The 13750-nt window shown below is 64.2% G+C and carries 13 protein-coding genes and 3 tRNA genes; 8 read left to right on the forward strand and 8 right to left on the reverse strand.

What is annotated here, in order from left to right; translation table 11 throughout:
• The first annotated feature begins 187 nt into the window (after nucleotides 1-187).
• The 4 genes from csrA (at nucleotide 188) to MSG32_RS15390 (ending at nucleotide 1207) form a co-directional block, all read left to right on the forward strand.
• Entirely contained in the window at nucleotides 188-379 is a 192-nt protein-coding gene (gene csrA, locus MSG32_RS15375; protein ID WP_043332937.1) for a carbon storage regulator CsrA, read from the forward strand.
• 463 nt (nucleotides 380-842) lie between these two features.
• Nucleotides 843-935 (forward strand) — tRNA-Ser (locus MSG32_RS15380).
• A 22-nt stretch (nucleotides 936-957) separates the two neighbouring features.
• Nucleotides 958-1034: transfer RNA gene (locus MSG32_RS15385), tRNA-Arg, on the forward strand.
• Between the two features lie 96 nt (nucleotides 1035-1130).
• Nucleotides 1131-1207: transfer RNA gene (locus tag MSG32_RS15390), tRNA-Arg, on the forward strand.
• Between the two features lie 306 nt (nucleotides 1208-1513).
• On the opposite strand, the gene MSG32_RS15395 is transcribed toward MSG32_RS15390, so the two are convergent.
• Nucleotides 1514-2596, reverse strand: coding sequence for a tRNA-dihydrouridine synthase family protein (locus MSG32_RS15395; protein ID WP_248380603.1), 1083 nt, complete (start codon nucleotides 2594-2596; stop codon nucleotides 1514-1516).
• 256 nt (nucleotides 2597-2852) lie between these two features.
• Here MSG32_RS15395 and MSG32_RS15400 point away from each other — a divergent pair, with 256 nt between their 5' ends.
• From MSG32_RS15400 to MSG32_RS15410, 3 genes are all read left to right on the forward strand, one after another.
• The gene (locus tag MSG32_RS15400) at nucleotides 2853-3119 is read left to right on the forward strand and encodes an OadG family protein (protein WP_215823509.1); all 267 of its coding nucleotides are present in this window, start codon (nucleotides 2853-2855) and stop codon (nucleotides 3117-3119) included.
• Between the two features lie 205 nt (nucleotides 3120-3324).
• Nucleotides 3325-5160, forward strand: a complete 1836-nt coding sequence (gene oadA, locus MSG32_RS15405; protein WP_248380562.1) for a sodium-extruding oxaloacetate decarboxylase subunit alpha — start codon at nucleotides 3325-3327, stop codon at nucleotides 5158-5160.
• A gap of 70 nt (nucleotides 5161-5230) precedes the next feature.
• Nucleotides 5231-6550, forward strand: a complete 1320-nt coding sequence (locus MSG32_RS15410) for a sodium ion-translocating decarboxylase subunit beta (protein ID WP_166018651.1) — start codon at nucleotides 5231-5233, stop codon at nucleotides 6548-6550.
• A gap of 85 nt (nucleotides 6551-6635) precedes the next feature.
• Here the strand turns inward: MSG32_RS15410 and MSG32_RS15415 are convergent, their stop codons facing one another.
• From MSG32_RS15415 to MSG32_RS15440, 6 genes are all read right to left on the reverse strand, one after another.
• Entirely contained in the window at nucleotides 6636-7751 is a 1116-nt protein-coding gene (locus MSG32_RS15415) for a metal-dependent hydrolase (RefSeq protein WP_248380564.1), read from the reverse strand.
• 50 nt (nucleotides 7752-7801) lie between these two features.
• A complete protein-coding gene (locus MSG32_RS15420; protein WP_248380565.1) occupies nucleotides 7802-8386 on the reverse strand; it encodes a DNA-3-methyladenine glycosylase I in 585 nt (194 codons plus the stop codon).
• Entirely contained in the window at nucleotides 8386-8790 is a 405-nt protein-coding gene (locus tag MSG32_RS15425; protein ID WP_043332928.1) for a DoxX family protein, read from the reverse strand. Before MSG32_RS15425 ends, MSG32_RS15420 begins: the two co-directional genes overlap by 1 nt.
• A 65-nt stretch (nucleotides 8791-8855) precedes the next feature.
• Nucleotides 8856-9299 (reverse strand): GNAT family N-acetyltransferase, encoded by a 444-nt coding sequence (locus MSG32_RS15430; RefSeq protein ID WP_153636581.1) that lies wholly within the window; start codon nucleotides 9297-9299, stop codon nucleotides 8856-8858.
• Between the two features lie 44 nt (nucleotides 9300-9343).
• Nucleotides 9344-9949, reverse strand: a complete 606-nt coding sequence (locus tag MSG32_RS15435) for a glutathione S-transferase family protein (RefSeq protein ID WP_248380566.1) — start codon at nucleotides 9947-9949, stop codon at nucleotides 9344-9346.
• A 133-nt stretch (nucleotides 9950-10082) separates the two neighbouring features.
• Complete coding sequence (locus MSG32_RS15440) at nucleotides 10083-10685, reverse strand: LysE family translocator (RefSeq protein WP_043332923.1); 603 nt, start codon at nucleotides 10683-10685, stop codon at nucleotides 10083-10085.
• A 157-nt stretch (nucleotides 10686-10842) separates the two neighbouring features.
• On the opposite strand from MSG32_RS15440, the gene MSG32_RS15445 reads away from it, so the two are divergent.
• Nucleotides 10843-12294 (forward strand): PLP-dependent aminotransferase family protein, encoded by a 1452-nt coding sequence (locus tag MSG32_RS15445; RefSeq protein WP_248380567.1) that lies wholly within the window; start codon nucleotides 10843-10845, stop codon nucleotides 12292-12294.
• A gap of 13 nt (nucleotides 12295-12307) precedes the next feature.
• Here MSG32_RS15445 and MSG32_RS15450 read toward each other — a convergent pair whose 3' ends face one another.
• A complete protein-coding gene (locus tag MSG32_RS15450; protein ID WP_248380568.1) occupies nucleotides 12308-13603 on the reverse strand; it encodes a methylated-DNA--[protein]-cysteine S-methyltransferase in 1296 nt (431 codons plus the stop codon).
• Between the last annotated feature and the right edge of the window lie 147 nt (nucleotides 13604-13750).

Here is a 13750-nt window from a genome sequence, read left to right on the forward strand (position 1 = left end):
GTGCATCGGGCGCTTTCATTCAACGTGTCTATCGGGTGTGATGAAGGTATGGCATTGGCCGTCGGAGCATGCATAGCGCATAATTCGAGCTTCATGCATCAGGGTGGTCGACTTGTCCCGGTCGATCGCCGCCTCCACATCCCGTTGAAGTCCCAGCTGTTTTGAATTTCTGACAAGGAGATCAGTCATGCTCATCCTGACCCGTAGAGTGGGTGAAACTCTGATGATCGGAGACGACATCACTGTCACCGTTCTCGGAGTGAAAGGTAATCAGGTGCGTATCGGTGTGAACGCGCCCAAGGACGTTGCCGTCCATCGAGAAGAGATCTATCAGCGCATCCAGCGTGAGAAAGAAGACAATGGCGATGCCATCGCCTGACGGCATGCTGCGCCTGCACGTCGCACGACCCTGCACGACCCGATGAACGCCAGCCATTGTCCCCATGGCTGGCGTTCGCGTGTGTGGGCCTGGCGCAGGCGAGGGCGGCCCGCTTAGCTCATGAACAACGGCGTACTTACCTCCATGAGCAGCGGCTCATGCGGGGTGATGAGAGGGCGGCTTGTTCAAGTCTGTGTTCCGTAAGGGAAAAATTTGGCTTTTTTCTCAAAAAGGGGGAGACAAGCCGATTCTGGTTCGGTAATATGCCCGCTCCCTCGAACGAGACGCGACGACAGGCTAGCCATCGTCATGTTCTGGTTCATGCGGGGAGATTGCTTGGGGGCGCGCAGCCTCGAGCCTGTTGTCGAGTGGTGATGAGATGTTCAGCATCGAAGCCAAAAAATCGACACAGGGGCTGGACAAAGCCCAATCAAATGAGTAAGATATGCGCCGTACCTGATGAGGAGAGGTGGCCGAGTGGCTGAAGGCGCTCCCCTGCTAAGGGAGTATAGGGTTTATAGCCCTATCGAGGGTTCGAATCCCTCTCTCTCCGCCATTAGGTACAAATGCAGTAAGATGCGCCCTTAGCTCAGCTGGATAGAGTACCTGACTACGAATCAGGCGGTCGGAGGTTCGAATCCTCCAGGGCGCGCCACTGCAACGCAACACATGAAGTTGGAAAGACGCAGTACTCGCACGATAAAGTCCTGAAGTCATTTGAAATGCTCAGGCCACAGATTTCAAGGTTTATGCGCCCTTAGCTCAGCTGGATAGAGTACCTGACTACGAATCAGGCGGTCGGAGGTTCGAATCCTCCAGGGCGCGCCAATTGAAAAACCCGCTTCACTGAAGCGGGTTTTTCTTCGTCTGAAGAAAAGTCAGGCAATGAAAGAAGCCAGGCTATTGAGCCAGGCTATGAGGCAAGATCAGTGCCGAGTGATCGCCGCCTGCACGGCGCCGATCCCCGCATTGCTGACGATCTGAGTGTTCTACCGCTTTCCTTGACTGTGATGTCACGCCTTCGGGCGGACGATCGCCAGGGCGCCCTTTTCGCGAGGGGCGCCCTTTTTTTGTTCACTGATCGGGGCAGCGGCCGGATCGGGTGTTGGCCGGTGCTGATGTTCAGGTTCCGGTTCAGGCCCCGGCCAGGGTAGCCGCGGCTTCCGTTTCCGATGCCTGGGTCGATTCCGATGCCTGAGGCGATGCTGGTACCTGAGCCGGTTCCGGCATGCGAGTCACCGACGTCAGAAGACTCGGTGCCAGCTCCAGCGCAGTGCCGGCCACCAGGCCGGTGAAGAACTCGGCGCGCCCCTTGTGACGCTTGATGGCCTGGAAACGGCTTTCGGCTTCCGCGTTGCCGCTCTGGCGCATCATGTTCATCCACTGCTTGAGCAGCGGCACCATCACCTTGTCGGGGAGGTGGGCGCAGCGTTCGGCGTGGGAGAGCAGCACCTGCGCACGCTGTGTCCAGTCCGTCTCGGGCAGCAGCTCGCCGGTCGCTTGCCAATGCTTGATGCGCGCCGCCAGGAAGGGGTCAGCCAGGGCGGCACGCCCCAGCATGACATCGCGACAGCCGGACAGGGAGCGCGCCCGCCAGTAGCAGTGCATATCCCAGATATCGCCATTGGCGACCACCGGAATGGAGAGCTCGGAGGTGATCTTGCCGATCCATTCCCAGTGCGCCGGTGGGCGATAGCCTTCCTGTTTGGTTCGCCCATGCACCACCAGCTGAGTCGCACCGCCTGCCTCGGCCGCCTGAGCGCAGGCCAGCGCCAGGCGCCGATCATTGAAGCCGAGACGAATCTTGGCGGTGACCGGTACGCCCGTCCCCTCGAGTGCCTTGCGCACGCCTTCCACTGCGCGGAAGACGCGTTCCGGCGAGCGCAGCAGTGCCGCGCCACCATCATGTCGGTTGACGGTCTTGGCCGGGCAGCCGAAATTGATATCGACGCTTGGGGCCCCCAGGCGCGCGGCGACCCGGGCATTGATGCCCAGTGCCTCGGGATCGGCCCCCAGCAGCTGCAGGGCGACCGGGGTCTCGTGTCGTGTTCGTGCCGTCTGTGTCGGGGAGGCTTCGAGCAGCTCCGGACAGATGCGCTTGAAGACGCGCGGCGGTAACTTGACGTGGGTCACGCGCACGAATTCCGTCACGCACCAGTCGTAGCCGCCAAGGCCGGTGAGACATTCGCGCGTGATGTCATCTATCACGCCTTCCATCGGCGCGATGCCGATGCGGCCGGCCCGCGCGAGGGCCTGTGGGGTCAACGATGGTGTCATTGCAATTGCCGTGGAATCAGGCACTTTAGAGCGACCAACAAGCATTGAATGCAGCTGCATGGGCATACCGACAGAGGCTATCGGCGGCGGAGCCTATCCGTCGTGCCGTGTCCGGCGTGACCGAAGACATTGGCGTTCAGCGCAGGCGCTGCGCCGTAGTGCGGCTCGATAACGAGAAAGACTCGAGGACACTGGCATGCAAGAGAATGATCTGCTCGGTGAAGGCTTGAACCTGATGGTGTTCGGGATGGGGTTCGTGTTCGTGTTTCTAAGTCTGCTGGTGGTCGCCATGATGGCGATGGCCAGGCTGGTGGATCGCTTCGCGCCTGCACCAGTGCCCGCTGCGCCAGGTGCTGCGCGGGCGCCGGCTGCCCCGGCACCTGCGGCAGAGGACGACAGCGAACTGACGGCCGTCATGGCCGCGGCGATTCACCGCTTCCGGCAGGACCAGCACAAGCACTGACGCTTGCGCGGCTTCGCCGATAGCGTCTGGGCTCTGCCGAGCGTCTGACCACTGCCGAGAGTAGCAGGCGGCGATTCTATCACGAGCAGTACGGTGGGTAGACCTCCCCCCGAGTGCAATATTCTGTGTTGCAGGCTGACGCAACAGGCTGCCTGCAGCGCGCGCAGAACTCGATATCCACAATATAAAGAACAAGGGATCACTCATGGACAAGCAACCGCTGGGCATCACGGATGTGGTACTGCGCGACGCGCATCAGTCACTGCTGGCCACGCGCATGCGCCTCGATGACATGCTGCCGATCGCCGCCAAGCTGGACGACATCGGCTTCTGGTCGCTGGAGAGCTGGGGCGGCGCGACCTTCGACGCCTGCATTCGCTACCTGGGCGAAGACCCCTGGGCACGCATTCGTGCCCTGAAGGAAGCGATGCCCAAGACCCAGCAGCAGATGCTGCTGCGCGCCCAGAACCTGCTCGGCTATCGTCATTACGCCGATGATGTGGTGGATACCTTCGTCAAGCGCGCCGCGACCAGCGGTGTCGATGTCTTCCGTGTCTTCGATGCCATGAATGACCCGCGCAACCTCGAGCGTCCGCTCAAGGCGGTACTGGATCAGGGCAAGCATGCCCAGGGCACCATCTCCTACACCGTGAGCCCCGTGCACACCCTGGAGATGTGGGTCGAGCTGGCGCAGAAGATCGAGTCCATGGGCGCCCAGTCACTGGCGATCAAGGACATGGCGGGCCTGCTGACGCCGTACACCGCCTTTGAACTGGTCTCGCGCCTCAAGGCGAGCCTGTCGATCCCGATCCACATGCAGTGCCACGCCACCACAGGGCTTTCCACCGCCACGGCCCTCAAGGCCATCGAGGCGGGCATCGACAACGTCGACACCTCCATCTCTTCCATGTCGATGACCTACGGCCATAGCCCGACGGAATCCGTGGTCGCGATGCTGGCGGGGACCGAGCGCGATACCGGGCTCGATCTTAAGAAGCTCGAGGATATCGCCGGCTATTTCCGCGAAGTGCGCAAGAAATACGCGGCCTTCGAGGGCAGTCTGCGCGGTATCGACTCGCGCATCCTGGTCGCGCAGGTGCCGGGTGGCATGCTCACCAACATGGAAAGCCAGCTCAAGGAGCAGGGCGCCGGTGACAAGCTGGATGACGTGCTCGCCGAGATTCCGCGTGTGCGCAAGGACTTGGGCTATATCCCGCTGGTGACCCCGACCTCACAGATCGTCGGCACCCAGTCGGTGATGAACGTGATGATGGGCGAGCGCTACAAGTCGATCTCCAAGGAAGTGCAGGCGCTGCTCAAGGGCGAATATGGCGCGGCGCCGGCGCCCTTCGACAGTGAGCTTCAGTCCCGCGTGCTGGAAGGCGGCGAGCCGATCACCTGCCGCCCGGCCGACAACCTGACGCCGGAGATGGAGCGTCTGCGTGAGGAGCTCAAGGGCAAGGCCAGTGAAGAGGGCATCACCCTGGAAGGCGGCGAGCGCGAGACCGATGACGTGCTGACCTACGCGCTGTTCCCGCAGATCGGCCTCAAGTTCCTGCGCAACCGTGGCAACCCGGATGCCTTCGAGCCCGCCCCGCAGGCTGTCGATGACAAGGCGTCCAAGGCTGCAAGTGCGCCGGTCTCCAGTGCTCCAGCCGTCAGTGCTCAAGCCGCGTCCAGCGGTCCGCAGACCTACACCCTGAACGTCAACGGCAAGCAGTATGTGGTCGAGGTCGCCGAAGGCGGAGACATCACCCAGGTGCAGGCCAGCGCGCCAGCGGCGCCTGCTCCGGCCGCCGCAGCGGCGGCACCTGCCGCACAGGCCGCCTCCGGTGAGCCGGTGAGTGCGCCGCTGGCGGGCAACATCTTCAAGGTCAATGTCAGTGTCGGTGACAGCGTGGCCGAAGGGGATGTGGTCATCATCCTCGAGGCGATGAAGATGGAGACCGAGATCCGTGCCCACCAGGCCGGTACCGTCTCCGCGGTGAAGGTCAAGGAAGGCGACAGTGTCAGTGTCGGCGACGTTCTGATCACCCTCTGAGCCGGTGTGTCCGGCCCGTCGTCATGCACGGCGGGCCGGTCGGTGATGCTCCTCTGCAAGGCGACACGACATGGACAAGATACTCAACCTCTGGCACGGCTCGGGGCTCTACAACATGAGCTTCGGCCAGCTGGCGATGATCGTCATCGGCCTTGGCCTGCTTTATCTGGCGATCCGCAAGAACTTCGAACCCCTGCTGCTGGTGCCGATCGGCTTCGGCGGCATTCTGGCCAACATCCCGGAAGCGGGGCTGGCGCTGTCTGCCGCCGAGCAGGCGGCCCATCTCGGCAAGCCGGAGCTGCTGGCTGCGATGGCCAATCTGCTCAACGTCAACATCGCCAGCCTGCCGCTGGATGAGGCGCGCCACGCGGTGGAGCAGGCGCTGCATGGCGAGATTCCCGCCGCGCTCAAGCAGCAGGCCAGCAACATGGCGCTGGATGGCGGCTTCTCCAACGGCATGCTCTACAGCTTCTACAGCGTGGCGATCGCCTCCGGCATCGCGCCGCTGGTGATCTTCATGGGCGTGGGCGCGATGACGGACTTCGGCCCGCTGCTGGCCAATCCCAAGACCCTGTTCCTCGGTGCGGCGGCGCAGTTCGGCATCTTCGCGACCCTGCTGGGCGCTGTGGCGTTGACCTCGATGGGCCTGATGGACTTCAGCCTGCAGCAGTCGGCGGCCATCGGCATCATCGGTGGCGCGGACGGCCCGACCTCCATCTACGTCGCCAGCCTGCTGGCGCCGGAGCTGCTGGGCGCGATCGCCGTGGCGTCCTACTCCTACATGGCACTGGTGCCGATGATCCAGCCGCCGATCATGCGCGCGTTGACCACCGCCAAGGAACGCAGCCTGGTCATGACCCAGCTGCGGCCGGTGTCCAAGACCGAGAAGATCCTCTTCCCGCTGGTGCTGTTGATCATGGTGGCGATGCTGCTGCCGGACGCCGCACCGCTGCTGGGCATGTTCTGCTTCGGTAACCTGATGCGCGAGTGTGGTGTGGTGGAGCGTCTGTCGGATACCGCCCAGAACGCGCTGATCAACATCACCACCATCTTCCTGGGGCTGTCGGTGGGCTCCAAGCTGCAGGCCGACAAGTTCCTGGCGGTGGAGACGCTGGGCATTCTGGCCCTCGGCGTGGTCGCCTTCGGTATCGGCACGGCCTGCGGGGTACTGATGGCCAAGCTGATGAACAAGGTCTCCAAGACACCGATCAATCCGCTGATCGGGTCGGCCGGTGTCTCGGCGGTGCCGATGGCGGCACGTGTCTCCAACAAGGTCGGGCTCGAGTACAACCCGCATAACTTCCTGCTGATGCATGCCATGGGGCCGAACGTGGCCGGCGTGATCGGCTCGGCGGTTGCCGCGGGGGTGATGATCAAGTACCTCGGCTGATCGTCTTTGCAGCACTGATACGACAACGCCCGCCATGGCTACCATGGCGGGCGTTGTCGTATCTCGGGCCTTCATCAGCGGCGCTTTATCTTGTCTCGGCCGAGGGATTTGAGGGCGTGGCAGAGACGGTGCGCTGATTCGGCTGCATGCGCGTCTGCGGGTCGTGGACTGCCTGCCAGAGGCTTAGCAGGGCGGCGCGATCGACAGGCCGGCTGGGCAGGCGCTGGCTGTTCTCGAGCCCTTGCCATTCCCCCGCGGCGCTCTGGCGTGCGAGGGCAAAGCGGAAGGGGTGATAGCCGGGTGAGCCCAGACGTGTATCGGTCACTGCCAGCAGCGTCTCACCTTCCGGGGTCCGCTCGCGGCTCGCGCGCAGATAGGGCGCCGCGAACCAGCGCAGACGCTGGCCGTCCTCCAGCTTCGCGACCTCGGCATCCAGCGTCGGATGGCGCGGATAATCACGGCGTGCGAGAGACGCCAGCTGTGCGTCGGAGTCGAACACGCTGACCATCCATTCGTGATCGGCCTGCGGCGTGGTTGCGCTGACACGCCACAGCAGGCTGTTGAAGGGAGTCGGCTGCACCATGCGCGGAGCGTCGGCGAAGCCCTGGCTGGCCAGCAGCGGCGCCACGCGATGTTCGACCCAGCTCTTGGCGGCCAGTCCCCAGCCCAGATAGAGGCTCGAGAGCATGAGGCCCGTGGTCAACAGGTGCCCGGCGCGACCACGAATCGCCACCCACAGGCCGGTGATCAGCAGCGGCAGGGTGTAGAGCGGGTCGATGATGAAGACACTGGCCAGACTGATGGGGCGGCTGGGCCACGGCCACAGCAGCTGGGTGCCATAGGTGGTGAAGCTGTCCAGCAGCGGGTGGGTGACCAGGCACAGCACGCAGTAGGCGATCAGCCGGCCACGGCCGAGACTCGCCAGCCGTGGCAGGCGCGCCAGCAGCCAGCCGAGCACGATGCCCAAAAGCGCCAGCACCGGCAGGGAATGGCTGAAGCCGCGGTGATGGGTGTAATTGGCGACCGCGTCGCCGTAGTCGATCATCACGTCGAGGTCGGGCAGGGTGCCGAGTGCCGCACCGCCGAGCAGCGCATAGCGGATGGCCGCGCCGCGTTTCGGGCTGGGCAGGCGGCGAATGGCCGGCGTCATGACGGCGCCGCCAACGACGGCCCCGAGACAGATCTGGGTAAGGGAGTCCATGCGTGGGCTACCTGTGAGGGAGAAGAGAGCGGGAGGCGTGGGAGCAGGCGTCAGTCATCTGCGCGGATCGCCGCCAGGGCGCCCGGCTCGGCCCAGCGCGGGCCGGCATCCAGCACGCGTGCCTGCACCGGACAGTCATCACGATGACAGCCGGGCAGATAGCCGCAGCTCATCAGCAGCTCGTTGACGATCTCGGGGCCGGTGAAGCGGAAGGTCTTCTTGAACAGCTTGACCCAGGCTGACAGCGGTTGTGGATGATGGGCATCCAGCCAGGCACTGAAGCTGCCGTGGGAGTCCTTGAGCTGCATCACCACGCCTGCGTTGTGGATCACGGCATTGATCTTGAGCCGGTTGCGAATGATGCCGGCATTGCTGAGCAGGCGCGCGCGGTCCTCGTCCCCGTAGGCGGCGATGCGCGCGATATCGTAATCCTCGAAGGCCTCGTGGAAGGCCGCGCGCTTCTTGAGTACCGTCAGCCAGGAGAGGCCGGCCTGATTGATCTCGAGTACGAAGCGTTCGAACAGCACCCGGTCATCGCTGACCGGAAAGCCGTATTCATGGTCATGGTATGGGCCATGAATCGGGTGCTGAGGAGCATTCTCGCAATAGGTGCTGGCGGTGACGACGTCGGCCATCAGTCCTCCTGTACCGCGAAGCGGCCGCTGCCGAGAAAGACGATGGCCAGGGCGCTGGCGAGGAAGAAGCCTTGCAGCTCCAGCGCCCAGCCGCCGGAGGGCGACAGGCTCAACAGCTGGCCCATGTGCGCCACGGCAAAGGCGAACAGCATGTTGGCGACCACGATCAGTCCGGCGATGCGCGAGTGCACGCCGAGCACCAGCATGATGGGCGCGATGATCTCGCCGATGTAGACGCCATAGGCCACCACGCCCGGGATGCCCAGATTCTCGAGCTCGCCGGCGATCCAGCTCAGCGTGCCGCCATCACCGAGCAATTTCGAGAGGCCATGAAACAGCAACAGCAGGCCCAGCATCAGGCGCAGTATCAGCTTGCCGAGGTCGTCATTTTCGAGAAATTGCACGGTAGAGCTCCTTGCTCAGCGGTCGTCGGGCTTGCTCAGCGGTCGTCGGGATAGAGGCGGCTGTCTCAGGCGTTGGGGTTGTCCACCAGAATGCGCGAGAAGCGCACGATCTCGGCATTGCGGTTGGACCAGCCAAGACGCTCCCAGAAGCGGTGAGCGTCATGGTTGTCGTGCAGGGTATCCAGATGCACCTTGTCGATGCCTTCGCAGGCCAGGGCTGCCAGACAGCGGTCGACCAGCGTGCTGGCGATGCCCTGGCCACGCATGTCCGGCGCCGTCATCACATGCTGAAGATAGCCGCGCTTGCCGTCATGGCCCGCCATGGCGCAGCCGACCAGGCGCTCATCGAGAAAGGCCAGATGGCTCATGCCGGGATTGCGCGCCAGATAGCGGGCGACAGGGGCATGGCGGTCGGCATCGCGGATGACCACTCCCGGGGTCGCCTCCATCATGGCGATGAAGGCAGGGTGGTCTTCCGGTGTCATCGGGCGATAGGTCAAGGTTGGCATCGTGTGTCCTGGCAAACGGCGGTCGTCGGGGATGCCATATCCTATCAGTCCCGCGGGATATCGAAATGTCCGGGCTGCACCGCGACACGTGCCAGCCACGCCTGAATGGCGGGATAGTCATCCAGCGCGAAGCCGCCTTCATCGGCAACATGCGTATAAGCATAAAGGGAAATGTCGGCGATCGTGAATCGGTCCCCGACCAGCCAGTCATGCTCGGCGAGATGGTGCTCCATCACGCGCAGGGCACGCTTGCCACCATCCTGCTTGGCGGCGTACTCGGCGCGGCGCTCGTCGGGGAGGCCAAGGTAGCGATTGATGAAGCGGGCGGTGGCGATGTACGGCTCATGGCTGTACTGCTCGAAGAACTGCCACTGCAGCACCTTGGAGCGCAGGAAGGGGTCACTCGGCAGATAGTCACTGCCATCGGCGAGGTAATTCAGGATGGCGTTCGACTCTGACAGCGTCTCGCCGCGATGCAGCTCCAGCAGCGGAATCTTGCCATTGACGTTGCGGGTCAGGAATTCCGGCGTGCGGGTGTCGCCGGCCAGAATATCGACCTCGATGTAGTGATGATGGCGTTCGAGCAGGTGCAGCAGCAGCTCGACCTTGTAGCAGTTGCCGGAGCGGCGATCACCGTAGAGTGTCAGCATGCAGGGAGCGTCCTGTGCGAGCGTGGAATTGGCGTCTCGACAGTCTAACCAACCTCGCCTGCATGAACAGTGATTATTCGAACAGTGTTCGACACTCCGGCGTCATTCGCGTGCTCCAGACGCAGGCTGTGGATCAGCCGAGGATCATCACCACGCAGGAAGCGGTCAGCACGCCCATCACGCGGTTGAAGATCTTCCAGGCACGCTCGGTATTCAACAGGCGCCCGATGGCGGTCCCGAAGCCCGCCCACAGCGAGATGCACGGCAGCGCGACCAGTTCCGCGAAGCCTGCCAGCAATACGGCGTTGAGCAGTGCCGGGCCTTCCTCGGGCAGAAAGCTTGCCATCAGCGCCATGCCCATCACCCAGGCCTTGGGGTTGGCGAACTGGAACAGGCACGCCGCGAGGAAGGTCATCGGACGCGCATCCTGCTGGCTGGCGAAGTCAGGGGGCGGGGCGGTGGCGATCTTCCAGGCCAGGTAGAGCAGGTAGGCACTGCCCAGCACCTTCAGCAGCGTCTGCACGATGGGATAACGCTCGAAGACCAGCCCCAACCCCAGCGCGATGGCGATGAACAGCACCAGGCAGCCGATCAGGATGCCGAAGATGTGCGGCAGGGTGCGCCAGTAACCATAGTTGGCCCCCGAGGCCGTCAACATCACGTTGTTGGGGCCGGGTGTCAGGGTCATCGACAGCATGAAAAGCGTGGCGGGGGCCAGAAAGGCGAGGGATTCCATGGGTGTCCTTCAGCGTGGTGGGCGTTGTCGAGGTGGCGTGTCTGATTGTATGGGTTCAATTTTTGGATGCCGGCAAATTCCTGTGTTTTGTGGCTTGTTGGCGGCATGTTTTGAGCATAATCTGATGACAATTACCGTCAACAGGTTTTTTGTCACCATGACAATGTGGATTCCGACCCTGGACCCCGCAATGCCGCGTTACCGTGCGCTGGCGGAGGCCATCCGCCTCGATATCGCCGCGGGCCAACTCAAGGAAGGCGAGCGACTGCCGCCTCAACGGCGGCTGGCGGATGCGCTGGGCGTGACCATCGGCACGGTGACGCGAGGCTACGCCGAGGCCGAGCGGAGTGGCCTGGTGTCGGCGCGTGTCGGGAGCGGCACCTACATCAATGGCGCCACCCGAAGCGCGCATGGGTCCTCCAGCAGCTTCGGGCATGCCCTGCGTGCCAGCAAGGTCTATGGATTGGCGCCAGAACAGGAGGGCGCGCTGCCGACAGCATCCGGCGTAATCGATCTCACCATGAGCCTGCCACCGCCTCACCCCGCGCGGCAGCAGGGAATGGCGGCGGCGCTGGCCGCGATCAGCCAGTCACCCGAGGCCTTGCAGCGCAGTGTCGAGTATCAGAATGAATTCGGCGACGGCAGCCATCGTCAATTGCTGGCGAGCTGGATGGGCGAGCTCGGCATGCCGGTCGACCCCGAGGAGCTGATGCTGACCCAGGGCGGCCAGAATGGCATCACGCTGGCGTTGTCGGCGCTGCTGGCGCCCGGGGATGCCGTGGTCACCGGCGCGCTGACCTATCCCGGCTTGATCGTCGCCAGCGCCGAACGTGGCCTCAAGCTGTTGCGTGTGCCGCTGGACAAGGACGGCATGGATGTCGAGGCGCTGGCGCGGCTGTGTCGTCAGCAGGCGCCCAGAATGGTCTATGTGATGGCCGAGCAGAACAATCCGGGCGCGGCGCAGTTGTCTCATGCCCGGCGCGAGGCACTGGTCGCCCTCGCACGCCAGCATGATTTCTGGATTCTGGAAGATGGGGTGCAATATCTGCCCGACGAGGAGTGCGGTAAGCGGCTCTATCAGATGGCGCCGGAGCGCACCCTGTATGTCTTCAGCACCTCCAAGTTGCTGGCCGGCGGCCTGCGCCTGGGCGTATTGCGGGCGCCGGTGGAGGTACTGACCCGCATCGGCGCAGTGCTGCGCAGCCACAGCTGGATGGTGGCGCCGCTGTTGATGGAGACGGTCTGCGCCTGGCTGACCAGCGGCAACGCGACACAGCTGGTGGAGTGGCAGATGGAGGAGATGCGCGCGCGCCAGCGACTGGCCCGCACGCTGCTGGCGGAGTGGTCACCGGCGGCGCGGCCGTCCTCGTTCGATCTGTGGCTCGAGTTGCCCGAAGGGCAGCGCAGTCAGGCGATGGTCGCGTCATTGGCCGAGCGGGGGGTGCACGTCACCAGCGCCGAGCCCTTCTGTGTCGGCAATGAGCCGCCACCGCAGGCCATCCGGCTGTGCCTGAGCGCTGCCGAGAGCCGTGAGGCGCTGACCCACGCGCTGGAAATCGTGCGCGAGCAGCTGCAGGCGCCGCCTGCGCTGCGCCCCATGACACTCTAGCGCTTCGCCGCGGTCACTCTCGGCGGGTGCCGGACTCCTGCGCCAATCGGGCCTGCTTGAGCGGCACGCCCCAGCGATAGCCGCCGAGCCCGCCATCGCCGCGTACCACACGATGGCAAGGCGTCAGCAGAGCCAGCGGGTTGGCACCACAGGCATTGGCGACGGCGCGGCTGGCGGTCGGTCGCTCGAGCGCCTCGGCCAGCTGGCGGTAGGTCAGGGTATCGCCGCTCACGGTGGCGTTGAGTTGCTGCCAGACGCTCAATTGAAAGGCGGTGCCACGCACATCCAGCGGCAGTTCGAGCAGCAGTGCATGACTGGTCTCCGGTTGCTCACACAGGGCGAGTAACCGTGCCCCCAGTGAGGCATGCAGCAGGCGACTGGCCGCATGAGCGTTGCCGTCCTGCTCGTCTGGCTCTGTCTCCATCTGCTGCCAATTGGCTTTGGGCAGGCGTGCTTGCAGCGCCTGCTGGCCCGCCTCACGACTGTCGCTGAGCTGAATGACGACCACGCCACGCGCGCTGAGTCCTGCGCTCAGCCAGCAGGACTGCTCCGGTATCCCGAAGCGACACGGCCAATGTAGTGCCAGCAGGTCTTCTCCCTGGCCGCCGGAGCGGCGGGCGCTGGGCGTGATGCCGTCCCTGCGCGCATAGGCGCGACTGCTGGAACGATAGCCGGCGGCGATGATCGCCTCGGTCACGCCATGGCCTTCCTCCAGCAGCGCATGGAACTGCATCTGGCGCAGACCCGCCGAGTACTCGGAAGGTGACAGGCCCAGCAGTGCCGTGAAGCGGCGCTGAAGATGCGAGGCGCTTATCCCGTGCTCCGCCGCCAGGCTTGCGAGTGTCGGGGTGGGCTCGCCTGCGGCGACGGCCTGCTCCAGCTGCCTACATACCGCCAGCGGCCAGGGCGAGGCGGGGGCTGAGGCAGCATCTGCAGGTGTCGAGCGGGCGGCAGTGGAGGCGCGTGAAAGTGGGGCGTTCAATTCCGGCATCGTCGGTGCTCCAGGCGTGGCCCTGACGGGACGGCGAGTCTGCTCGACGGCCTGAGGGCGATCAGGCTTGTCGGACTGCTCAGGATGACAGCGCCGACAGGCGCGCATGCCTGCGGCTCGCGCCGCGTGGGCGTCGTCAAACAGGCGCAGGTTGTCCCGGCGTGGCGCCGGGGATGGGCAGCCGATGCGACAGAAGATGCCAGTGGTGATCACGCCGTAGCGCAGCGCCTCCCCGGCAATCGGCTGGCGCGCCAGCAGACGCTGCCAGATGGTCTCATCGCACCCTTGAGCGTCGCCAGCGGCAGGTGGTGCCGTCATGCCTGCCGCTGTCTTTTCGCCGGACACTGATGTCATCGTTCATCTCGCTGTGCAAGGTTCACGATCAGTATCGCCATCCGCTCGGGGCGGTGCACTCCGTATCTTGTGCTGACTGTCAGGATTGCGCTCGCAGCATTTGCCGGGAGT

The sequence above is a fragment of the Cobetia sp. 1CM21F genome (assembly GCF_023161745.1).
GTDB classification, from domain to species: Bacteria; Pseudomonadota; Gammaproteobacteria; order Pseudomonadales; family Halomonadaceae; genus Cobetia; species Cobetia amphilecti.